Raw genomic sequence first — 24,514 nt, forward strand, 5'->3', positions numbered from 1 at the left:
TTTAACTGGAGTTTTTATTATTTTTAGCAGGAATTTAAATATTTTTGTAGAATATTAGTAACTGGAACGTTTATTTGCAGTTGTGTAAGGGAATATAGAAAGTATAAGTGATTTCAAGGAGGAGATTGAGTGGAAATAGTACTATACATAGCAGCCTTAGTTGCAGCTATAGGTTTTCTCGTTCTCTGCGTAAGTCTTGCGATGACATTAACTTCATTAAAGAAAACATTAAATGAAGTATCAGGAACAATGTCTGGATTAGAGGGACAACTACAAGGAGTAACAAGAGAAACAACGGAACTATTGCATAAAACAAATGAATTAGCTTCAGATATTCAATCTAAATCTGAAAAATTAAACAGTGTTGTTGATGCAGTTAAAAACGTAGGGGAGTCAGTGAATGGCTTAAACACTTCAGTTCGACGTATTACTTCTTCAGTTGCTAATGAAGTTGAGAAAAACGAAGAAAAAATTTCACAAGTAATACAATGGAGTAACGTTGTTCTTGAAATCCGTAACAAATGGAAAGAACGAAAAGCGATTGATGAAGGCCGTTCTGGTTACTCGAACTTTAAAGACTAACCTACTGAATTCATATAATGGAAACGAAACCCAAAAATTAGGAGGAAACAAAATGACACAATATAAACCAAATTATAACGAAGCTAAGTATAATCGTGAATTCTATACAAACAAATCAAATGAAGAGGAAGCATATCTTCCGCAAGCTCTAGAATATACAAATGATCCCCAATACCGTGATCCGATTTATGTGAGCGATGAAGTGAATTCAAAAGACTTCTTAATCGGCGCATTAGTAGGAGGTATCATTGGAGCAGCAACTGCTTTATTCCTTGCACCAAAATCAGGTTCTGAACTTCGTGAGGATGTCACAACACAAGCAAGTCACTTAAAAGAAAAAACAGTCGATTTATCTTCAACTGCTAAAGAAAAAACTGTACAATTTTCAAATCAATTAAAAGAAAAAACAGTTGATTTATCAACTGTTGCTAAAGATAAAACATCTCAAATATCAACACAGTTAAAAGAAAAATCAGGTCCTTTGGTTGAAAAAGTAAAATCTATCAAATCGAAAATGCCTACCTTAATGGATGATGGCACTACTTCTTCCGAAGGTGAAGAGCCAATTGATTTTATGGAAACTGTTAATAACACAGTTGAAGAAGTCGTAAATGAAATTAATGAAAATTCAACAGTTACTGCAAAAGCACTAAAATAAGCAGTAGCATATAATATAATAAAATAAAATAAAAGACTCACATATTAATATGTGAGTCTTTATTTCATCAATAAATAGTACACAATGAACTATAATTACTTTAGCGCGTTGAAGCGTTAAAGAAAATGCGTGACAATATGAAACTTGCGTACTATAATAAGTCTATTATCAAAAATAAAGCGCCATACTTTTTACGTTACCTCTTCGTAAATAAGATATGAGTAGGAGAGGAGATCATAGTATGAGCAATCAAGAATTAGATAACTTACGCTCAAATGTAGATGAATTGAACTTAGAAATTCTTCGTTTAATCAATGAACGTGCAGCAGTCGTTCAAGAAATTGGAAAAGTAAAAGAAAAGCAAGGTGTCAACCGATATGACCCTCTTCGTGAACGTCATATGTTGAACTTAATCAAAGAAAATAATACTGGTTTACTACCTCAATCAACAGTAGATCACATTTTTAAAGAGATATTTAAAACAGCATTAGAACTTCAAGAAAACGATCACCGTAAAGCACTACTTGTATCGCGTAAAAAGAAAGCAGAAGATACAATTGTAGTCGTTAATGGAGAACGTATTGGAGAAGGCAAACCAACTTTCATTTTCGGACCATGTGCAGTCGAATCTTATGACCAAGTTGCAGCAGTAGCTGGAGCGATACAACAAAAAGGATTAAGAATGATTCGAGGAGGAGCATATAAACCTCGTACTTCACCTTATGATTTCCAAGGCCTAGGACTTGAAGGCTTAAAAATTCTTAAACGAGTAGCACAAGAATATAACCTTGCTGTTGTCTCAGAAATCGTCACACCTCATCATCTTGAGGAAGCGTTAGATTACATTGATGTAGTTCAAATCGGTGCTCGTAACATGCAAAACTTCGAGTTGTTAAAAGCAGCTGGTTCAATAAATAAACCCATACTATTAAAACGTGGAATGGCTGCAACTATTGATGAATTTATCCATGCTGCAGAGTACATTATTTCACAAGGGAATGACCAAATTATTTTATGTGAACGTGGAATTCGTACTTACGAGAAAGCGACACGTAACACACTTGATATTTCATCGGTTCCAATATTAAAACAAGAAACACATTTACCTGTATTTGTTGACGTAACGCATTCTACAGGACGTCGCGATTTATTACTTCCTGCAGCGAAAGCAGCAATTGCGATTGGTGCTGATGGTGTTATGGCTGAAGTTCATCCAGATCCAGCAGTAGCATTATCGGATGCAGCACAACAAATGAACTTACAGCAATTTGATGAATTTTATGATTCACTTCAAAAGTTTATGAAATCTTATGAAATTCATGCATAATCTTCATGCCGGTTCAATTACTGAACCGGTATTTTTCTTTCGTTTGAAGTAAAAATGGAAAATGTCATAAAACTGTTATATGATGGTAAGAGATAGTGAACGAGCAGGGAGTGAATACATATGACAATTACAATTTATGACGTTGCACGTGAAGCCAATGTATCAATGGCAACCGTATCTCGTGTGGTCAACGGCAATCCAAATGTAAAACCCGCGACTAGGAAAAAAGTATTGGATGTAATAAAACGGTTAGAATATCGTCCGAACGAGGTTGCAAGAGGTCTAGCAAGTAAGAAAACGACTACTGTTGGGGTTATTATTCCAGATATGTCCAATATATTTTATGCAGAACTAGCTAGAGGGATTGAAGATATTGCGACGATGTATCGCTATAATATTATCTTATCGAACTCCGATCAACGTGAGGACAAAGAGTTACAGCTTCTTGAAACAATGTTTGGCAAGCAAGTAGATGGAATTGTCTTTATGAGCGAACATGTATCTATTGATTTACTTAATATGATGGAACGTTCTCCTGTACCTATTGTTTTAGCAGGTACAATTGATGCTACCGGTCATATGCCTTCTGTTAATATTGATTATCATCAAGCAGCATTTGAAGCGGTAAATCGCTTACTTCAAAATAACCACAAACGAATCGCTTATGTTTCAGGTTCATTGTCATCTACAATAAATCGTGCATTTAAATTTACTGGATATGAAAAAGCTTTGGCACAAGCCGGTATTGAACTTGATAATGATTTAGTAGTGGAAAGCGAAGCGACATACGATGCTGGATACACAGCGTTTAACAAACTGAAGAGCATTAATGATGCACCTACTGCTTATTTTGCTGGTAATGATGAACTTGCAATTGGGTTAATTCATGGAGTTCAAGATGCTGGTTTAAACGTTCCAAATGACGTAGAAGTGATTAGTTTCGAAAATTCAAAACTTGCACGTATGGTGCGTCCAGAATTAACAAGTGTTGTATTACCGCTGTATGATATTGGAGCAGTTTCAATGCGACTGTTAACTAAGTATATGAACAAAGAAAAAATTGAAGAAAAGACTGTAATTTTGCCACATCGGATTTGTGAAAGAAATTCTGTGAAATAAATAAAAAGGAGTGAACTATGATTTTTCATAGTTCACTCCTTTTCGTAATGAGGTCGTATGTGATAAAGAGCTTTATCTAGAACTTGTTTATTTTTCTCCGTAATCTCTTCCTTGCGTGGTATGGGCTCATATAAGTTTTCTGGGTCCATCCAAGTAGGAATTAATTGTACAGGTGAATCTTTCTGCCATTGATCTAGCCATTCTTTTGGAAGTTTACCTTGTGGAAGTTCCATATCATTCATTTCCATCCACAACAACGACCAAGCTCTAGGAACCACGCGCCAAATATCATAGCCACCACCACCAACCGCAATCCATTTCCCATCACAAAATTCATGTGCAAGTTGATGTGCAAGTTTAGGGATTTCTTGATAGAGTTTCATAGTCCCATATAAATGCGTGAGGGGATCGAGATAATGAGCATCGGCACCATTTTGAGTAATAATGACATCCGGTTTAAAATGCGTAGCAATCTCACGAAAAGCTGTCATATATAGGTCTAAAAAAGACTCATCTTCTGTAAATGCATCAATTGGTAAATTAAATGAAGTGCCATAGCCTAGACCAGAACCTCTTTCAGTAACATTGCCTGTCCCAGGAAACAAATAGCGACCCGTTTCGTGTATTGATATGGTACAAACATCTGGATCTTCGTAAAAACTCCACTGTACACCGTCACCATGGTGAGCATCCGTATCTATATAGAGAACTCGAGCCTTATATTTTTGTTGTATATATTTAATAGCTACTGAACTATCATTGTAAATGCAAAAGCCTGATGCTCGCCCATGAAAGCCGTGATGGAGTCCACCACCAAGGTTAAGAGCATGCAAAGCTTTATTCTCCATTACATAATCAACTGCAGTTAACGTTCCACCAACAAGACGTGCGCTTGCTTCATGCATGTTTGGAAAGATAGGAGTATCTTCTGTCCCTATGCCGAAGCTTTCAGTTTGTGAAGACGTCATAAGCCCTTTACTGGCTTTTTTGACTATATCAACGTATCTTGGGTCGTGAGCAAGTAATAACTCGTCGTCAGTTGCAATACGAGGTATCACAATATCTTGGTCTGAAAGCGCATTCATTTTACGTAATAAATCAGTGGTCAAAATAAGCCTTTTCTGATTGAATGGATGGGTCTCAGAAAATTTATAGCCTAGTTGCTCCTCTGAATATACGTAAACGGCATGTTTTTTTAATTTGTCATTCCCGGTATGTTTGGCCATAGCACATCAAAACCTTCTTTGCGAATATCTTCAATAATCCCTAAAGGATTCATTGTTTTCACTCTGAATACTAAAATTTTATTTTCATTATTTACTAAGTCTGGATAAACAAGAACACTTAAGACATTTGATTTGTGATCATGAAAAACTTTGGATACTTCAAATAATGTCCCAGGTCTATTAGGAACACGCACTTCGATTTGAGACCCAGGTTGGTGAGCACCAGTAAGCTCAATATATTTATACAATAAGTCAGTCTCTGTTACGATGCCAACTAATTTTCCACCACTAACAATTGGCAAACATCCAATTTGTTGATCATAAAAAGTTGTTGCAATTTCTTCGACAAAGTCGAGTGGATGACCGATAATTGGATTTTTAGTCATAATTTCTTTAATCTTAGTTTCATAAATATCTTGATTTTGATCTTCCATTAAATAAGAAGGAATGGCTTCTTTAATATCCCTATCCGTTACAATTCCAACTACAGAGCCAATTTCATTGGTGATTGGTAGATGACGAATTTTATTTTCTTGCATTAAGGTGATTGCATCCTTAATTGAATGAGATGGTTGAAGAGTAAATACATTTGTTTTCATCATTTGTTCCACAATCATTAGTCAAGAACTCCTTCATTGTTTAGTACATAAAACGATTCATAAAGCGTAGTTGATCAAATCGTTGAATGGATTCATTATCGATTCGCGATCCTATTTTTGCCATTAAACAATTGGCTGGATGAGAGCTAATTTCAGGATCATCAGTTGCAAAGTATTCTAGACCACCTGCAGTCATCATTTTTTCCATGATTTTGCGGTATTCCCATACATTTAGACCAGTCCCTTTTAAATCCCAGTGCCAATAGTATTCAGTTGTAATAGTAATGTAGTCTTCCATTTTATCATCCATCATGGAGACGCGAAGCAGGCTTTTTCCTACCCCTGTTCCACGGTACTTAGGAATTACTTCTATAGCACCTAACTCAATTAAATTACTCATTTGCCCTTGTGACCAGCGTTCAAGAGGATCTGGGTATAAAAATGTTACATAGCCGACGATTGTCATATTGTCACGAGCAATTAATATGCGTCCTTCGGGAAGTTTAGCAATCCCAATTACTGCTTTATGTTGTTGAGCTGGTGGACGAAATGCCACCAAATGTTCGTGAAAATCATATCGAGCAATATCTGATGCTGAAATAGGTCCTTCAATAATTAACTGGCCATGTTTCGTTTTTAATTCCATGGCATTATATGTTTTCTTATGTTCCATTAGTACACCACCTGAAAAGAATTACAATAAATTCTATTATACATGAAAAATGTAGAATAAGACCTTTTTCAAAACTTTCCAAGTAATAATATTCGAAAAAGTTAAATTATTCGCCAAATACTCTCAATTTAAGGTAAACTAGTATTTGTATTGTAATTGAGAGGGTGGTAGAAATGAAACTTGAGGAACTTCCGGTCGTTCAAGGAGATTACTTACTCCAAAACTACGACGAAACTGCAGCTAACTTTGATTGGAAAGACACTGAAAAAGCTTTCAGCTGGCATGAGACTGGTCGCCTAAATATGGCACATGAAGCCATAGATCGCCATGCAAATTCGGATAGAAAAAACAAAATTGCTCTTTATTATAAAGATGCAAATCGTAAAGAATCTTATACGTTTAATGAAATGAAAAAATGGACAAACAAAGCAGCAAATTTATTTAAAACGCATACCAATCTTGAGAAAGGAGACCGTTTATTTATTTTTATGCCACGTTCTCCTGAATTGTATTTCTCATTACTTGGAGCTCTTAAGATGGGTGTCATTGTAGGACCATTGTTTGAGGCGTTTATGGAAGGTGCAGTTTATGATCGTTTAGCTGATAGTGAAGCAAAAGTGCTTGTAACTACACCAGAACTTTTAAAACGTATACCTGTTGATAAATTACCACATTTGGAAACGATTTTTTTAGTCGGAGATCATGTTGAAGAAGATAAAAAAACAGTTGACTTTTTAAAACATATAAATACTGCTTCACCTTATTTTAAAGTTGAATGGCTTGATAAGGAAGATGGTTTAGTCCTTCATTATACGTCGGGCTCTACGGGTAAACCTAAAGGTGTTTTACATGTACAAGAAGCTATGGTTCAACATTATCAATCTGCTAAATGGGTATTAGATTTAAAAGAGCAAGATATTTTCTGGTGTACAGCTGATCCAGGTTGGGTCACTGGCACATCTTACGGTATTTTTGGACCATGGTTAACGGGCACAACGATGGTTGTTTTAGGTGGACGCTTTTCACCAGCTGCTTGGTATCAAGCAATTGAAGACTATGGAGTGACGGTTTGGTATAGTGCGCCAACGGCTTTCCGTATGTTAATGGGAGCGGGGGATGCATTGGTAAAAGACCATGACTTGTCTACCCTTAGACATGTATTATCGGTTGGAGAACCACTAAACCCTGAGGTTATTAGATGGGGTGCAGAGGTATTCCGTCATCGCATTCATGACACTTGGTGGATGACGGAGACAGGCGCACAAATGATTTGTAATTTTGCGTGCTTACCAATTCGTCCTGGTTCAATGGGTAAACCTATACCGGGAGTTAAAGCAGCAATTGTTGATGATAATGGTGTAGAATTACCACCGTATCAAATGGGGAACTTAGCTCTTGAAAAAGGGTGGCCATCAATGATGCGTCAAATTTGGAAAAATCCTGAAAAGTATCAATCTTATTTCTTGAAAGATAAATGGTATGTATCTGGGGATTCAGCTTACATGGATGAAGATGGTTATTTTTGGTTCCAAGGACGAATTGATGATGTCATCATGACATCTGGAGAACGTGTAGGACCTTTTGAGGTAGAAAGTAAATTACTTGAACATCCAATGATTATAGAAGCGGGTGTAATCGGGAAACCAGATCCAATTCGTGGAGAAATCATAAAAGCATTCGTTGTTCTAGTTGAAGGCGTCGAACCATCAGATGATTTAATTGCTGAAATTCAACAATTTGTGAAAAAGGGATTAGCAGCACATACTGCTCCTCGAGAAATTGAATTTAAAGACAAGCTTCCAAAAACACGTAGTGGGAAAATTATGCGTCGCGTCTTAAAAGCGTGGGAACTTGATTTACCAACAGGTGATTTATCAACAATGGAAGATTAATAGATAACAATAAAAGCTAACCCAATTGGGTTAGCTTTTATTGTGACTAAATTATGGAAAGATAGTAGTTTTAAAATAACAAGCAACCCAAGTTAAATTTCTTTAACTTGGGTTGCCTTTTTTATTATGTGTTTTATTCATCTTCACTGTCTCCAGGGGGTGGAACTGGTTCTACAGGAGGAACAGGTTCAGGCTTAGGTTCAGGTTTTGGCTCTGGCTTAGGTTCAGGCTTTGGCTCTGGCTCTGGCTTAGGTTCAGGCTTTGGCTCTGGTTTAGGTTCAGGCTCTGGTTTAGGTTCTTCAATCATCGCAGTGTTGGAACCCGATGATTGTTTACCTGTTATATCAACAGCCACGACGAAGTATTCACCTGGACCACTTACTTGGTACGAATTCTGGGTCGCTTCTTTGACGGAAGAAAGAAGGGCATTGCTTCCACCTGAACGACGGAATACCCGGTATCCAACAACATCATTTGAAGGAGAGTTCGACCAAGATAGTGTTTTACCTGATAATGAAGCGGACACGGCTGCTGGTGCAGCTCCATCCGCATTAAAGGTATCTTCAGAGATAACACGGCTAGCGAAACTAGAGTTTGTCGGGAAGAGTTTGCTTGCATCTCCACCTAATCTTCCTAACATTCGATCAATAAAGTCCTTGTTTACACCAACGCCACCACTTACAACAAATTCTTTAGGAGTTGACGGTAGTGAACGATACCGGTTGCCTCCTATTAATACATAGGAAGAAGAGACGAAGCTATCATCTGCTTTGCTTGGTACAAAGGTATTGGCATTAAATAAGTCGGAAGTAACTAACCCTGCATTGGAACATGCTGATGTAGGCGCTAATCCTGAAATAGCACAAAATGAACGAGAAACCACCCCTTTAGGAGCTTTAAATTCGACATTTGGATCAATTAATTTTGGATTCACATCATAGGATGCGTTCATCAATTTTGCCCATAACATATTTACGCGTTCACCTGGTCGAGAATACATTCCGCTATTATCTTCTAAATTTCGTGGTGTATCATATCCTAGCCATACGCCAAGTGTGATGGAAGGATTATAACCCATAAACCACACATCATAATTCTTATTTGTAGTACCAGTCTTAGCAGCAAAATCAGAACTGAACTTCAACTCGCTTTTTGCTCTCATTCCAGTCCCTTCACTGAGTACATCACGTAACATATCTGTCACGATATAAGAAGTTTGAGGCGAATAAACAGGTACTGCCTCTGATTGATGCTCGAAAATAATGTTGCCGTCTGCATCTTCAATTTTTTCAATCATATATGCTTCGACAAATTGTCCTCCGTTACCCAATGTGGCATAAGCATTGGTGTTTTCTTGTACAGAAACGTCAACTGCACCAAGAACAGTTGATACATTTGCATGAGTCGACTCTGTTACATTAGAAAAATTCATTTTCTGTAAAAATGATGTTGGTTTCCGATCTTTAATTGAATCATAAAGTCTTAGTGCAGGTAAGTTTTGAGAAACAGCAAGTGCCTTACGTGCTGACATGATACCAAGTTCTTGTGTTGAATTGTAGTTGGAAGGTTTATAAGGAATCTGTCCTGGAATATTCAATGTAAACATTACATCGACAAGTGGGCTTCCCGCGCCAATTACACCATATTCAATTGCAGGTCCATATCCTACTAATGGCTTCATCGTAGAACCGTTATGTCGATAGCCTTGTGTAGCATGGTTTGTTTCTTCTATGCTATAATCTCGTCCACCTATAAAACTTAAAATACGACCCGTACTATTTTCAATCATCATACTTCCAACTTGAACTGGAGCATCAATCAACATATTTTCTTTTGTTTCGGCATCGTACCTTTCTTCTTTGTAAGTAGTACCATAGTTATTAAACTCATCTTTCACTTTTTGATGTTCATCATATATTACTTGGTCAATGGTTGAATGAATTCGATAACCGTTTGTTCGCATGGCACGTTCTGCGAGGATATCGTATTTCCCACGTAACTTTTCTTCACTTTCTAAACGGCTAGGGTCAATATTATCTTTTGTAGCAAGAATCTCAGAAAGCACTTTCTTTGCTTCGCGTTCAAGTTCATACGTTAAAAAAGGATAACGTTCTTGGGGAAGACTTTCTGGTCCACGAAAGTCTTTCTTAATATCGTAAGCAACTGCAGCATTATATTCATCTTCAGTAATGTAGCCTGTTTCCTTCATTCGATAGAGCACTGTTAACATGCGATCAATGCCCGGTTTCAAAGCCACTTCGTCTTTTAATTCCCCTCCTGAGGTGAAAGGTGTGTGTGCGAAAGGTGCTTGAGGGATACCTGCGATAAATGCAGCTTGAGGTAGCGTTAAATCTTTTGCTGCAATATTAAAAATCCCTTCAGCTGCTGTTGCAATTCCTGCAATATTATCACCTGAAGAATTACGTCCGTAAGGAATAATATTTAAATATGCCTCTAAAATTTCATCTTTTTTCATGAATTTTTCAATTCGTAATGCTAGAAGAATTTCTTTTGCTTTACGCTCATAAGAAACTTCATTTGTGAGTATTTGGTTTTTAATTAATTGTTGAGTAAGTGTAGATCCACCAGTTTGATTTGCAGAGTTTGTAACATCTTGAAATAGACCACGGAGAATAGCTTTTGGAACAACTCCGTCATGAACTTTAAAGTATTCATCTTCAGTTGCATATACTGCATTTATTACAAATGTGGAGACATCTTTAAGTTCTGTTTTCTTACGTTGTAAATCTGTTCTTATTTTCCCTAAATAAACATCGTCTGCAAAATACACTTCAGATGTCTCTTCATAATTTAATATGGATGCACGCATTTCAGCTTCTTCTCGAAGAGGTTCTTGATTGACTAATGAAGCAAAGTAACCAGCCCCAACAGATCCAGCAAATGCCCCGCCGACAATTATTACGATTAATAGAATCAATGCAAGATTCCAGATGACGCCAGACGTTATACTTATGCCTTTCATCCATCTTGCACTTGACCATTTATCCCATGTTTCGCTAATTTGTTTTATAATGTTTTTTATTTGATCTATCAATCGAACGACCTCCTAAATATTGTCCTATTATATCATAAAGATGGTCTAAATCAGTAGAATAATCTATTAACTACTCACATTACTACATTTCAATTCGACAACTTACTACCGTCCCATTAATTAATATTATTGACAATAAGGAATTAAGGAGTAAAATAAAAAAATATATAGTATTTAAGTGATGAAAAGTCCGAAGTAATGAATGCGAGAGCTGTTAAGAGAGCCAGCGGGTGGTGCAAGCTGGTCAGTGTGCATACATGAATTACAGGCTGGGAGCTTAAACGTTTACACAACGATACTGTGTCTAAAGAGCGGAAGGGCAAGTTCCTTCAAGCTGGGTGGTACCGCGCAAATTGTATTTAGCGTCCCTGCATGATTTTAATTAATCGTGCAGGGACTTTTTTATTTTTAGGAGGAATGGAAGATGACAAACGTATTGATAGAAGATTTAAAGTGGAGAGGACTTGCCTACCAGCTAACAGATGAAGATGGTATGGTTGATCTTTTAAATAATGACTCAATTTCTCTATACTGTGGTGTAGATCCTACAGCAGATAGTATGCACATTGGACATATAGTGCCTTTGTTAACATTACGCCGTTTTCAATTACATGGACATCAACCGATTTTGTTAATTGGCGGTGCAACAGGAATGATTGGGGACCCATCAGGACGTAGTGAAGAGCGTCAGCTGCAAACAACTGAACAAATTGACCGAAATGTAAGAGGCCTTAAAGTCCAAATGGAGCGTATTTTTGATTTTAGTTCTAAAAATGGTGCAGTATTGGTTAATAATAGGGACTGGATTGGTTCAATGAATGTTATTGAATTTTTACGTGACTATGGGAAATACATTGGTGTCAATTACATGTTAGCAAAAGATACAGTAGCCTCGCGTTTAGAAGGTGGGATATCTTTCACTGAATTCTCATACATGTTGATTCAAGCAATAGATTATAATCATTTATACGATTCTCATAATTGTCGTATTCAAGTTGGAGGATCAGACCAGTGGGGGAATATTACAACTGGACTAGAAATGATTCGTAAAACGCATAGCGAAGAGTCAAAAGCATTCGGTATGACAATTCCTCTCGTCACAAAGGCCGATGGCACAAAATTTGGCAAGTCTGCTTCAGGTGCAGTATGGTTAGACGCACAGAAGACAACACCATACGAGTTCTACCAATTTTGGATGAATGCTGCGGATGCAGACGTCATTAAATACATGAAAATCTTTACCTTCTTAACACGTGAAGAAATTGAGGCTTTTGAAAGCACAGTTGTGCAAGAGCCTCATTTACGTAAAGCTCAAAAAGCACTGGCTGAAGAAATGACACGTATGATTCATGGTCAAGAAGCGTTAGACAATGCATTGCGTATCACTCAAGCTCTGTTCAGTGGAGTTTTAAAAGGACTTTCAGCAAATGAAATGAAAGAAGTATTCAAGGATGTTCCTTCTATTGAAATGGCGAAAGAAGATAAAAATATTGTGGACTTATTAGTAGAAGCAGGTGTTTCACCATCTAAACGTCAAGCACGCGAAGATGTAACGAATGGGGCTATCTCTATTAATGGTGAAAAATTAACAACAGTCGATCACATAGTGAGTGAAAAGGACAGATTAGACAATTCGTTTGCTATAATTCGTCGTGGTAAGAAGAAATACCATATGGTAAAGTTCGTATAATAAATAAAGCTGTTTTGACGACCTATTAAGTCGTCAAAACAGCTTTTTTGATTTTAGTTATATAATTTTTATTTCTCAATCGTTTGTCGTAACCCATTGAGGCAACTTTAAATCTCCATAAATATCTGGATGCAATATGTTTGCGAGTTTTAAAGCACCTTCTAGTAAACGAGGAGATGGCCGACAATACAATTCTTCTTCCATTATATATAAATGGCTTTTTTGTTCTTCTGTTAACCCATCGAATCCAGGACGTTTTTCAACAACTTTTGTATTTACTTTTGCAATTCTGACACCGACCCAAGCTAAAAATATATAATCTGGATTGCGTCGTAATACGTCATCCCAATCAGTTTGAACACTCGCAAGTTCCACGTCTCTAAAGACATTGAGTCCGCCAGAAATTTCACTGACTTCTGTTAACCAATTAATTCGACCAGGTGTAAATATCGGTTTAGGCCACCACTCCCAGTAAAGTTGGGGAGTTTTCTTCACAGTTGATGCTTTTTTTTTCATCTCAGAAACAAATGATTTATACATAGACACAATATCTTCAGCTTTAGCACCTATGCCACAAGCTTTTCCAACGGTCAATAAATCATCAGCAATATCATTCAAACTTTGCGGATCTAACACTAGATGGGGAATGCCACGCGCCACTAATTCATTCACATTTTTCTCCATTCCAGGAACACTAAGTGAGGCAAGAACTAAATCAGGATTTAATGCTTCTAGTGCATCGATATCTATCGACAAATCTGGGCCAAGCTTGGGCAAATGTTGAACAGACAAGGGCCAATCTGAAAAGTCATCGAGCCCAACTAAATGATCAGTCAAGCCTAAATAGGCAAGTAATTCTGTATTGCTTGGACATATTGAAATGAGTCTCATAGAAAAACTCCTTATCATGTTTTACATTAGTGTATCATAGACAAAAAAAGATCCCCAACTGGGACACTCGGTAATGTACCGACTGAATTAAATGTGAAAGATATTGGAGCGGGACAAGAATTTCGATTAATGGATGCAACGGGCACGGAAGTTGTTGCATTAGTACCTTAAAATATCAAAATGGTAAGCTCGATACCTTTACTGACTAATACCTTTATTATAAAACGAAGTGTTTCCATTCAGTTTAAAAATAGGTAAATACTAGATTAAAGTCCGTTATTACTATGGGAATTCAACAATTCTGTGTAATACACTATGATAGTGATTGAACAGCTAGAATTTGAAGTTCCAGATAAGTAATCAGTTGTATTGATGGGGCAGATAGGGTAACGCAAAATAATAGTTATTGAGGTAGAAACTGAATAAACCGAACCCTACTTATAAATAATTTGTGGAAATCTAGTAGCAGTTTCTGTTTCAGTAAATACTGATTAAACTATGAACTTTTTATTTTAGAAAAAAACTCATTAAGTTGAACACAGATGTACTTACTTGAAAAACCGAAGAGCATGGGTGAAAGTTAAAATCATATAAGTGATGTTTTTTATACTAATCGAAATGAGGCAATAAGAGATGAAGAAAATTCCAGTAGCTGTACAAATGTATACATTGCGAGTGGAAAGCGAGAAAGATTTTTCCGGTACATTAAAAAAAATTGCAGGGCTTGGCTTCGATGGAGTGGAATTTGCAGGATATGGTGGAATGACTGCGAAAGAAGTAAAGAAGCTATTGAATGAACTTGGTCTTCAGGCAGCGTCCAGTCATGTGCCTTTAGAAGAATTGGAAAACAACTTGCACGGGGTTATTGAAGACCAGAAAACGTTAGGAAGTAATTATGTAGTTTGCCCTTATTTATTGCCTGACCGTCGTTCAGAAGAACATTATCATCACCTAATTTCAATATTGGATGAAGCAGGGGAAAAGTGCCGTCTTGAAGGCATTACACTACTTTATCATCACCATGATTTTGAACTAGAGATGCTCTCAGACGGCAGAATGGCACTTGAATCTATTTTAGAAGATACAAACGTTGACAATGTGAAAGTAGAGTTTGATGTGTATTGGCTGAAAAAGGCAGGAGAAAATCCAGTTGAGTGGATTAATAAATATAAAGATAGAACACCGATTATCCACTTGAAGGACATGACGACTGATGAGGAACAATTTTTCGCGGAGCTTGGAACAGGAGGAGTTGATATTGACGCAGTATTGAATATCGGAGAAGAAGCTGGCGTTCAGTGGTGGGTCGTTGAGCAAGACTTTACTCGCCGGAATCCATTTGAAAGCATTGAAATGAGCATAAATTATTTAAAAACAAAACTTCCCCATTTAACGAAGAAATAGATTAGCCCCAATAACCTGCTTTTCTATGCTTTATCTTGCATTATCATATAAAAAGAAAAAGCCCTAAAACCTTGATTTAACAAGGATTCTAGGGTTTCTAATACTACGTTATGCAAAGTACTGCTATTAACGTGAGTAGTACTCAACGATTAATGATTCATTGATTTCTGCAGCTAATTCGCCACGTTCAGGAAGACGTACAAATGTACCAACTTTTTTCTCTGCATCGAAAGATAAGTATTCAGGAACAAAGTTGCTTACTTCCATAGACTCATTAACGATATCAAGGTTTTGAGATTTTTCACGAAGTGAAATCTCTTGACCTGCTTTAAGACGGTAAGAAGGGATGTCAACGCGTTTACCATCGACCATAACGTGACCGTGGTTTACTAATTGACGAGCTCCACGACGAGTGCGTGAAAGACCTAAACGGTAAACGATGTTGTCAAGGCGAGTATCAAGAAGAATCATGAAGTTCTCACCAGATTTACCAGGCATTTTAGCAGCTTTATCGAAAAGTGTACGGAATTGACGTTCATTTACACCATACATGTGACGAAGCTTTTGCTTCTCTTGTAATTGTAAACCGTATTCCGATATTTTTTTACGTTGGTTAGGACCGTGTTGTCCTGGAGCATAAGGACGTTTTTCTAATTCTTTTCCTGTGCCGCTTAGTGATAGACCAAGGCGACGAGACAGTTTCCATGCAGGACCTGTATAACGAGACATGTGAATGTCCTCCTTTTAGTGGTTTTATTTTGTTGTAAAATAAGACCAGATGTATCAATCAAACAGCCATTTTATTTTCATGTATCCTCGCCCTCGCAGCCCAAGGGTTACACGATACCCCATCCAAAAATAGTGGAGGAATAAAATGAAACAAATAAGACCATACAACTGCTGCTTTTATTTTACACATCTTCTATTGTATCGATATAGTAACCAAGTGTCAAGATGAACACTTGACAACTTAATTAAGCATCAATGGATGAACCTTTTCAAAACACAAGAAATCGAGTAAAATGGGAGTGAATGGGATGAGAGCGTTTACATTTTATATAAAGGGGATTTTTATATGGGAAATAAATTCATAAAAAAAGAGACTGCAGTTGTTCATAAAGGATACGATTCATCACAGCATCACGATAGTTTATCTATCCCGTTATACCAAACATCTACATTTGCCTTTTCATCGGCCGAACAGGGAGAGAGACGCTTTGCTGGAGAAGAAACTGGTAATATATATTCTCGGTTGGGAAATCCAACCGTTCGAGTAGTAGAAGAGCGCATGGCAGAACTTGAAAATGGCCAAAGTGCGTTAGCATTTGGTTCGGGGATGGCCGCAGTTAGTGCAGTACTTATTCATGTGACTAAAACAGGCGATCATATTCTTTGTTCAAGAGGGATTTACGGTTGTACATTTGGTTTACTAGAAATTATGCAGGAAAAATACAACATATCGCATAGTTTCAACGCCATGGCGACTGAGCAAGATATAGAAGCTTCAATTAGACCGGAAACTGTCTGTATATATGTTGAAACACCAATTAATCCGACAATGGAAATCGTTGATTTAGAACTTGTTGGTAAAATTGCTCAAAAGCATGGATTGAAATTAATTGTAGATAATACTTTTTCTTCTCCGTTTCTCCAAAATCCAATTGACTTTGGAGCTGACTATGTGTTGCACAGCGCAACAAAATATATTAATGGTCACGGTGATGTAATTGCGGGGGTGTTAATAGGTAAAGATGTTGAAGATATGATAAATCTCCGCATGACGGTTCAAAAAGACTTTGGTGGCATTATTTCTCCATTCGATGCTTGGTTACTTATTAGAGGTATGAAAACACTTCATGTTCGCATGGATCGTCATTCGGAAAATGCAGAAAAACTTGTGACATTTTTAAAATCCGAACCACTCGTAAAAGAGATTTCATATCCTTTTGATCCGTCGCATCCGCAATATGAAATTGCTAAAAAACAAATGAAAGCAGGAGGGGGACTCGTTTCATTTAATATACAAGGCGGTAAGGAAGTTGCCCAATATTTTATGAATGAACTGGAATTAATTAAAATTGCCGTCAGTTTAGGGGATGCGGAAACACTTATTCAACATCCGGCAACGATGACACACTCTGTCATTCCTGAATTAGAACGTGAAAAGATGGGAATTACACATTCCCTGCTTCGTCTTTCGGTAGGACTTGAACATGTGGATGATTTAATGGCAGATTTAAAACAAGCATTTATAAAAGTAGAAACGCACTTTGCAAAAACTTCTATGTAAAACTTAAAAAGGACGAGGTGAATGTTACACACCTCGTCCTTTTAAATATGTTTCATTAAGATAGAAACAAAATGTTCAAGACCTTGTTGATCTTCTTTTTGAAAACGATTTTTTTCGGGGCTGTCGATATCAAGCACACCGAACACTTCACCATTTTTGATTAGAGGGACGACAATTTCTGATTGAGAAGCAGCGTCACAAGCAATATGTCCAGGGAATGCGTGGACATCAGGGACAATTATAGTTTCTTTTTTTGTCACAGTAGATCCGCAAACGCCACGTCCTACGGGTATTCTGATGCAAGCTGGCAACCCTTGGAAAGGACCTAACACTAGTTCATTACCATCCATCATATAAAAACCAACCCAATTGATCCGATCGAAAAACTGATTCAACAAGGCTGAAGCGTTGCTTAAGTTAGCCATTACATTTGGTTCACCCGTTAATAAAGCGTCCAATTGTTTGGATAACATTTCATATTGTTGTTGTCTATCTCCAGCATAAGCTGTCTTTGCAAACATCACGTCACCTCTTAAATTAGTAAAAACTTATCTGTCATTATATACTTTGTCATAATATTGATGCAAGTCTTCAGCTCTGTGTGCATCGGATCCAAAAACAAGAGGGATACCCATTTCTTTTGCTATTAAAATATAGCGTTGTGGTGGATAGGGCTCCAAACAGTATTTTTTCGCTAATCCAGCACTATTTACATCGAGTTCATAATAGCTATCTTTCATTAATTTTAATGTGTTTTTAATCATTTCGTGGTCATCTATTAGTGCATCATGTGCATGTTGAAATTTGTGAATTAGTGTTGGGTGGCCTATTCTCTTAGGTTTGTATTTCCCAAGATCGGCTGATATAGATTTTTGAACGGTCTTGTAATAAAGGGTATAGACGCTTTCAAAAGAGCCTAGTTGCTCACAAAAATTAATAAATGATTGAGAAGAGAAATCAATGCATGTATAATTTTTTTCAAAAAGCAGGAAATGAACCGATAATATCGAATCATCTAAAGAAGGACCGATATCATTTAACAATTGAGTGGTCTCTTTTTCAAATCCTTCAATAAAATCGACTTCTAACCCAATTTTTATTGAAATATCATGAGCATACTGTTTTTTTAATTGTTGTAATTCAAAAATATAAGGCTCAATAAGGTTATATTTTAAAAAGCTATCTTGAGTTGGAACTGAATCAATAAAGCCATGAGGTGCAGGAGCATGTTCAGTGAATGAAATATCTGTAAACCCATGTTGTATGGCTTTTTCTATGTATAATTCAAACGCATCTTTTGTTCCATGGGGGCAAAAAGGACTGTGAATATGAGCATCTTGTTTCATATAATGGACACCTCCAAAGTGAAAATCAGACATTTTACATAATTCCTGCAAAATTCTTCAATTTTCGTCAACATAAACATTTAATTCATGGTAAGATTAAAAGTATAAAATGGCATAGACCGTGTTGGAACAGGGGGCTTACGATGACTAAGTATATCATCATTGCAATCATCGTACTAATTGCATTACTCGTATTCGGATTTATGGTCCGTCGTAAACATAACAAAGAAATTGAAAGACTAGAACATGCAAAACAACAAATTCAAAACAAACCAATATTAGAAGAAATGACGAAAGTCAAACAGCTTAACATGAATGGACAAACAGAAGAAATGTTTGAGAACTGGCGTAACAAATGGACAGAAGTAATGGATACTCATATGCCTAAAATTGATTCATTACTATTTGATGCTGAAGAATGCTTAGATAGGTTACGATTTAAAAGTGCGACAGCAATCGAAATAGAAATTAAAGAACGCATTCAACAAAGTGATGAGCAAATGTCACTAATTTTAAAAGAGCTTGAACAATTAATTGGCAGTGAAGAAAAAAACCGTATTGAAATGGATTATATTAGAGAACAATATCGTATGGCTCGCAAGACATTGCTTGCTCACCAGCATTCATTCGGCTCAGCAGCTATCCCACTCGAGAAAAAAATGGAACAATTCGGTCCTAAATTTGACGAATATGATCAATTAACTGAAAGTGGAAACTACTTACAAGCTCGCGAAATCGTAATTAAACTAAATGAAGACTCTCAATTATTGCTTGCCTTATTACAGGATATACCTTCATTGTTAAGCGATGTTCAATATAAAATACCCGCAAGTATTCACGAGTTACGTAACGGTCAACGTGAAATGGAAGAACAATCGTATTATTTAGAACATCTTGAAATGACAGACCAATTAAATATGTTAGATGAGGAATTAGTTCTAATGAAGAATTCAATCATTGAACTTGAAATTGATGAGGTTTCAACGCGAATTGAACAGATGAAAGATGAAATTGAAGCTTTCTATGACATGCTGGAAAAAGAAGTAATGGCTAAACGTTATGTAGACCAATATCGCGAACCGACAGAGCTCCGATTAGCCGAGGTAACGACTATTACTCGTCAAACTAGTGATGAAGCTGCGTATGTTCAACAAAGCTATCACTTACCCGAAAAACAAGCGGGAATTCCTCAAGTTTGTTTGAAACAAATTGAAACATTGCAAAAACGCTATGATTTAGTCGCACAACGTGCAAGTGAGGACCAATTAGCATATTCAAGTTTACAAGATGAATTGACTCTCATTTCATCTGATTTAGAGGATTTATACACGGAGCAAGATCATTTTTCAAATAGCTTAAAAAGCTTACGGATTGATGAAAATCGTGCTCGAACAAACTTAGATGAATTAAAACGTTTATTGCATGAAACTGATCGTATGGTACATAAAGCGAATATGCCAGGCATTCCTGAAGAGATGGACGTTCGCTTAGAAGAAGCAGAAGAACACATTTACTTAGTTATGCAAAGCCTACAAGAAGTACCACTTAATATGAAATTGGTGGATACATATTTAGCCAAAGCGGATAAATGTATTCATGAAGTCCATGCGAAAGCGAAAGAAATGCTTGAAAACGTATTGTTGATAGAACGAATTATTCAATATGGAAACCGCTATCGTGCGAGTAATCCACGCATGAATCAGCGTTTGTTAGAGGCTGAAGAGGCATTCCGACAACTCCGATACACGAAGGCTCTTGAAGATGCAGCAACCGCTGTGGAAGAAGTAGAACCTGGAGCAATGAAACGAATCGAAGTACTTGTCAAAGATGACGCTTGGCGTTCATAATAAGGTCAATTGAAACCACCGCACAACACGTGTTGGTGGTTTTCTAGCGAAAAGGAGTACAGCCGTGAATTATTTTGATCATAGTGCTACAACAAAACCAAATAAAGAAGTTCTGGACACATTCATAAGAGTGAACCAAGAGTTTTATGCAAATCCTGCATCGTTACATGAATTAGGTGTAGATGCACAAACCCTTTTATCACGTGCAAGAAAACAAATTGCAGATATGCTCAAAACAGATGCAACAAAAGTTATTTTCACATCAGGTGGAACAGAATCCAATCACTTTGCTATACATGGGCTTGCTAAAAATTTGCAAGGACGTGGCAAACACATTATCACATCAAACATTGAACATCCATCAGTATTAGAGTCAATGATTCAACTAGAGCATCAAGGTTTTGAAGTGGAAATTTTACCTGTGGATAATAAAGGGTTGATTTCAGTTGAGGAAGTAAAAGTAAGGTTACGAAAAGATACGATTCTAGTCAGTATTATGCACATAAATAATGAACTAGGCAGTATGCAACCAATTGAAAACTTAGCCTCTGTAATTCATGACAATAGCCGTGCTGTATTTCATGTAGATGCGATTCAAAGTTATGGAAAATATTCAGTTACTTTTCCTTTGCTAGGTGCCGACGTATTGACATTATCTAGTCATAAATTTAATGGCTTGAAAGGGTCAGGGATTGTTGCTTGGAAAGATAATGTACTATTTGAACCGGTAATTGTTGGAGGAGGACAAGAGTTTGGCTTGCGAAGTGGAACGGTACCTGTTGCGCAAGCTGTGGCGTTTTCAAAAGCCATGAGACTAGCCTTTGAAAATCAAGATATGATGCTTACCAAATACGTTCAATGGAATCGGAAATTACGAAGCTCTATGGATAACTTTAAAGATGTTCGTATTTTATCTCCAGACGATGCGGCAGCACATATTTTAACTATTAGTGTTCGCCATATAAAGGGTGAAGTACTTGTCAACGCGCTACAAGCCAAGGGAATTATTGTATCAACTTCGAGTGCTTGTTCCTCTAAACAAACGAAAATTAGTCATGTAATCAAAGCAATTGGTTTATCAGATGACTTTACTAAAGGTGTAATACGAATTAGTCTAGGTACAAGTAATACAAATCAACAAATTGAACATTTTATCGAACAATTTTCTATAATTATGAAACAACTAAAAGGAGAGTAAATCAAACATGGAATGGAAAGAATTATTAATACGATATGGTGAATTATCTACAAAAGGAAGAAATAGAAATGCATTTACAGGTCGACTACGTGACAATATCCGCTACGCATTTGCTGATTTGCCGAAATTTAAAATTATTACGGAGCGAGATCGCATGTTTATTAGACCACATGAAAAAGAAACAATGGATCAAATAATTGAACGACTGCCTCGTATTTTTGGCATTCAATCTTTTAGCCCAGTTGCATCTTGTAGTTTAGATCTAGAGGATATTAAACAGACAGCTACAAAAGTTATGGACTCTCTTGACCGAACTGATAAAACATTTAAAGTTAGTGTTAAGCGCTCATACAAGCCATTTGAAATGGAAACAAATGAACTTCAACAATATGTTGGTTCTCATGTGCTACGTTCATTCCCGGAAATTAAAGTGCAAATGAAGAAACCTGATATCGATTTACGTGTAGAAGTGAGAAAAGAAGGCGTATATATGTCCGCTGAAATTATTCCAGGCGCAGGAGGTTTACCAATTGGGTCGAATGGTAAATCGATTCTAATGTTATCAGGAGGAATCGATAGTCCTGTTGCTGGGTATCAAATGTTAAAGCGTGGAGTTCGGTTAGATGCCATTCATTTTTACAGTCCTCCATTCACTAGTGAACTTTCAAAGGAAAAAGTAATGGATTTAGCAGAAAAATTAAGTCGATTTGGTGCGTCCGTTAAACTGCACATCATTCCATTTACTGCAATTCAACAAGAGATTCAAAAACAAATTCCTGATAATGTATCAATGACCACAACTCGGAGAATGATGTTAAGAATCGCGGATTTAGTTAGGGAAGAAACAAAAGCGTTGGCTATTATTACGGGTGAAAGTTTGGGACAAGTAGCTAGTCAAACATTAGAGAGCTTAACGGCAATTAATGCAGTAACAACTACGCCAGTGTTGAGACCACTTATTGCATTTGATAAACAAGACATTATTACAATTGCTCAGGAAATCGATACGTACGATGTATCCATTCGACCATATGAAGATTGCTGTACAATTTTCACGCCGGCAAGTCCAAAAACAAAACCAAAGCTTGAAAAAGTGGAGTTTTATGAAAGCTTTAAATCTTTCGATGATATGGTTACACAAGCAGTGAGCGACCGTGAAATAATGATGTTTCCTAAAAAGAAAGAAGATAAATTCTCGGATTTTTTATAACTAAAGTATTTCCATCAATTACTACTTCTTGTTCATGCATGAATTTGCCGAGCCGGCACATTCTATATTCAACAAGGAGGTGACACAGACATGGCAAATCAAAATTCTAATCAACTAGCTGTTCCAGGTGTAAAACAAGCTCTAGATCAAATGAAATACGAAATTGCACAAGAGTTCGGTGTACAGCTTGGACCAGATGCTACAGCGCGTGCTAACGGATCCGTTGGCGGAGAAATTACTAAGCGTTTAGTACAAATGGCAGAGCAACAATTAAACGGCGGGTACAAAAGCTAATTAATTTAATCATCAATGAACCGGTAGCGAAAGCTGCCGGTTTTATTATTTGTCTTAAAACTAAGTTTAACCATGTAATGAGTGACTTATGCTTTTCGGGAACATGCAAATATTGAGTATTGAAAAAGAGAAGTTAAATATTATCGTCTTTGTAAAAAGGTTTTTAAGAATAGTTTTTGTCATTTACTTTCCCTCTAAAGGGCTCTATAATGAATTGTATTTCGAGAGTCAAACTAATGAGGTGAAAACGTGTTAGAAAAGGAACGTCAAGGTGTCATTTGGGCTATGGGTGCCTATTTAGCTTGGGGTGTATTACCAATTTATTGGAAGTCTATTGACCATGTTCAAAGTGATGAGATATTAGCAAGTCGAGTCCTATGGGCTTTTATATTCACATTGCTCATTGTAGTATTAATGAAAAAAACTAAAATTTTAGTAGTAGATATTCAAACATTATGGCAAAATAAAAAAGCTTTTTGGAGTATGTTTCTTGCTTCCACATTAATATCTGTCAACTGGTTCTTATTCATTTGGGCTGTGAATAATAATCATATGGTTAGTACGAGTTTGGGATATTACATTAATCCATTGATTTCCGTATTGCTTGGAATAATATTCTTAAAGGAACGTCTTTCAACAGCACAAAAAGTAGCATTTGTGATTGCTACAATTGGAGTTATCATTTTAACTATTTCTTACGGTAGCTTCCCTTGGCTTTCATTTGCACTTGCAATTAGCTTTGCTTTATACGGTTTAATGAAAAAAATAATTCCGTTAGATGCTCTTCGTGGATTAACGATTGAAACACTATTTATAGTACCATTTGCGTTAATGTACTATATGTATTTATTTATATCAGACCGCGCAGTATTTTTTCATGATACGATCCAAACAGATCTTTTATTAGTTTTAACAGGAGTAGCAACTGCAGTTCCACTAGTCCTTTTTGCAAAAGGAGCACAACGAATTCCGTTATATATGATTGGATTTTTACAATATATTGCACCAACATCTATGTTATTTTTAGGTGTCATCATTTATGGGGAAACTTTTACTATGATTGATTTTTTATCATTTTCATTAATTTGGCTTGCTCTAATTTTATTTACAGTATCTAAAGTAATGGAAGCTAGATTAAGAAAACTCGAATTAGCGAAACTATAAAAAATACAAGTGCTAATATGAGTTTTCATCTTGGAGTCTAACCAGAGTG

General features: G+C 36.6%; 21 protein-coding genes and 1 other annotated feature. Of the genes, 13 read left to right on the forward strand and 8 right to left on the reverse strand.

Going from position 1 to position 24,514, the window contains the following annotated elements; translation table 11 throughout:
- Positions 1-129 precede the first annotated feature (129 nt).
- The 4 genes from E2636_RS05670 to ccpA all read left to right on the forward strand — a co-directional run bounded on the left by E2636_RS05670 (position 130) and on the right by ccpA (position 3,686).
- Positions 130-582, forward strand: coding sequence for a DUF948 domain-containing protein (locus tag E2636_RS05670; protein WP_134209334.1), 453 nt, complete (start codon positions 130-132; stop codon positions 580-582).
- 52 nt (positions 583-634) lie between these two features.
- On the forward strand, positions 635-1,240 hold the full coding sequence (locus tag E2636_RS05675) for a YtxH domain-containing protein (RefSeq protein WP_134209335.1): 606 nt from the start codon (positions 635-637) through the stop codon (positions 1,238-1,240).
- Between the two features lie 241 nt (positions 1,241-1,481).
- Positions 1,482-2,567 (forward strand): bifunctional 3-deoxy-7-phosphoheptulonate synthase/chorismate mutase, encoded by a 1,086-nt coding sequence (locus tag E2636_RS05680; protein WP_134209336.1) that lies wholly within the window; start codon positions 1,482-1,484, stop codon positions 2,565-2,567.
- Between the two features lie 120 nt (positions 2,568-2,687).
- Positions 2,688-3,686: a catabolite control protein A gene (gene ccpA / locus E2636_RS05685; protein ID WP_134209337.1), complete on the forward strand. Its 999-nt coding sequence runs from the start codon at positions 2,688-2,690 to the stop codon at positions 3,684-3,686.
- Positions 3,687-3,718: 32 nt separating this feature from the next.
- On the opposite strand, the gene E2636_RS05690 is transcribed toward ccpA, so the two are convergent.
- Genes E2636_RS05690 through E2636_RS05700 form a run of 3 tightly spaced genes read right to left on the reverse strand, consistent with a single transcriptional unit; the run spans position 3,719 to position 6,184 of the window.
- On the reverse strand, positions 3,719-4,912 hold the full coding sequence (locus E2636_RS05690; protein WP_134209338.1) for an acetoin utilization protein AcuC: 1,194 nt from the start codon (positions 4,910-4,912) through the stop codon (positions 3,719-3,721).
- The gene (locus tag E2636_RS05695; protein WP_134209339.1) at positions 4,882-5,529 is read right to left on the reverse strand and encodes an acetoin utilization AcuB family protein; all 648 of its coding nucleotides are present in this window, start codon (positions 5,527-5,529) and stop codon (positions 4,882-4,884) included. Before E2636_RS05695 ends, E2636_RS05690 begins: the two co-directional genes overlap by 31 nt.
- A gap of 22 nt (positions 5,530-5,551) precedes the next feature.
- Positions 5,552-6,184, reverse strand: coding sequence for a GNAT family N-acetyltransferase (locus tag E2636_RS05700; protein ID WP_134209340.1), 633 nt, complete (start codon positions 6,182-6,184; stop codon positions 5,552-5,554).
- A gap of 173 nt (positions 6,185-6,357) precedes the next feature.
- On the opposite strand from E2636_RS05700, the gene acsA reads away from it, so the two are divergent.
- The gene (gene acsA, locus E2636_RS05705; protein ID WP_134209341.1) at positions 6,358-8,076 is read left to right on the forward strand and encodes an acetate--CoA ligase; all 1,719 of its coding nucleotides are present in this window, start codon (positions 6,358-6,360) and stop codon (positions 8,074-8,076) included.
- 133 nt (positions 8,077-8,209) lie between these two features.
- Here the strand turns inward: acsA and E2636_RS05710 are convergent, their stop codons facing one another.
- Positions 8,210-11,131, reverse strand: a complete 2,922-nt coding sequence (locus tag E2636_RS05710) for a transglycosylase domain-containing protein (protein ID WP_134209342.1) — start codon at positions 11,129-11,131, stop codon at positions 8,210-8,212.
- 172 nt (positions 11,132-11,303) lie between these two features.
- Positions 11,304-11,504, forward strand: a binding site (T-box leader).
- Positions 11,505-11,555: 51 nt separating this feature from the next.
- Between E2636_RS05710 and tyrS the strand changes: the two genes are divergently transcribed.
- Entirely contained in the window at positions 11,556-12,821 is a 1,266-nt protein-coding gene (tyrS, locus tag E2636_RS05715; protein ID WP_134209343.1) for a tyrosine--tRNA ligase, read from the forward strand.
- A gap of 75 nt (positions 12,822-12,896) precedes the next feature.
- On the opposite strand, the gene E2636_RS05720 is transcribed toward tyrS, so the two are convergent.
- A complete protein-coding gene (locus tag E2636_RS05720; protein WP_134209344.1) occupies positions 12,897-13,712 on the reverse strand; it encodes a cobalamin-binding protein in 816 nt (271 codons plus the stop codon).
- A gap of 633 nt (positions 13,713-14,345) precedes the next feature.
- Between E2636_RS05720 and E2636_RS05725 the strand changes: the two genes are divergently transcribed.
- Positions 14,346-15,116, forward strand: a complete 771-nt coding sequence (locus E2636_RS05725) for a sugar phosphate isomerase/epimerase family protein (RefSeq protein WP_134209345.1) — start codon at positions 14,346-14,348, stop codon at positions 15,114-15,116.
- Between the two features lie 126 nt (positions 15,117-15,242).
- Here the strand turns inward: E2636_RS05725 and rpsD are convergent, their stop codons facing one another.
- Positions 15,243-15,845: a 30S ribosomal protein S4 gene (rpsD, locus tag E2636_RS05730; protein ID WP_017379942.1), complete on the reverse strand. Its 603-nt coding sequence runs from the start codon at positions 15,843-15,845 to the stop codon at positions 15,243-15,245.
- A 346-nt stretch (positions 15,846-16,191) separates the two neighbouring features.
- Between rpsD and megL the strand changes: the two genes are divergently transcribed.
- Positions 16,192-17,406, forward strand: coding sequence for a methionine gamma-lyase (gene megL / locus E2636_RS05735; protein ID WP_134209346.1), 1,215 nt, complete (start codon positions 16,192-16,194; stop codon positions 17,404-17,406).
- Between the two features lie 41 nt (positions 17,407-17,447).
- Here the strand turns inward: megL and E2636_RS05740 are convergent, their stop codons facing one another.
- Both E2636_RS05740 and hisJ read right to left on the reverse strand, forming a co-directional pair.
- Positions 17,448-17,927 carry a GAF domain-containing protein gene (locus tag E2636_RS05740; RefSeq protein ID WP_134209347.1) on the reverse strand — a complete coding sequence of 160 codons (480 nt, stop codon included), beginning with the start codon at positions 17,925-17,927 and terminating at the stop codon, positions 17,448-17,450.
- 27 nt (positions 17,928-17,954) lie between these two features.
- Entirely contained in the window at positions 17,955-18,752 is a 798-nt protein-coding gene (hisJ, locus tag E2636_RS05745) for a histidinol-phosphatase HisJ (protein WP_134209348.1), read from the reverse strand.
- 143 nt (positions 18,753-18,895) lie between these two features.
- Between hisJ and ezrA the strand changes: the two genes are divergently transcribed.
- The 5 genes from ezrA to rarD all read left to right on the forward strand — a co-directional run bounded on the left by ezrA (position 18,896) and on the right by rarD (position 24,465).
- Positions 18,896-20,599, forward strand: a complete 1,704-nt coding sequence (ezrA, locus tag E2636_RS05750; protein WP_134209349.1) for a septation ring formation regulator EzrA — start codon at positions 18,896-18,898, stop codon at positions 20,597-20,599.
- A 64-nt stretch (positions 20,600-20,663) separates the two neighbouring features.
- Positions 20,664-21,797, forward strand: coding sequence for a cysteine desulfurase family protein (locus tag E2636_RS05755; protein WP_134209350.1), 1,134 nt, complete (start codon positions 20,664-20,666; stop codon positions 21,795-21,797).
- Positions 21,798-21,804: 7 nt separating this feature from the next.
- Positions 21,805-23,007, forward strand: a complete 1,203-nt coding sequence (gene thiI / locus E2636_RS05760; protein WP_134209351.1) for a tRNA uracil 4-sulfurtransferase ThiI — start codon at positions 21,805-21,807, stop codon at positions 23,005-23,007.
- A gap of 90 nt (positions 23,008-23,097) precedes the next feature.
- Complete coding sequence (locus E2636_RS05765; RefSeq protein WP_017379935.1) at positions 23,098-23,301, forward strand: alpha/beta-type small acid-soluble spore protein; 204 nt, start codon at positions 23,098-23,100, stop codon at positions 23,299-23,301.
- Positions 23,302-23,550: 249 nt separating this feature from the next.
- Positions 23,551-24,465, forward strand: coding sequence for an EamA family transporter RarD (rarD, locus tag E2636_RS05770; RefSeq protein WP_134209352.1), 915 nt, complete (start codon positions 23,551-23,553; stop codon positions 24,463-24,465).
- Positions 24,466-24,514 lie beyond the last annotated feature (49 nt).

It is taken from the genome of Paenisporosarcina antarctica, from assembly GCF_004367585.1.
Classification (GTDB): domain Bacteria; phylum Bacillota; class Bacilli; order Bacillales_A; family Planococcaceae; genus Paenisporosarcina; species Paenisporosarcina antarctica.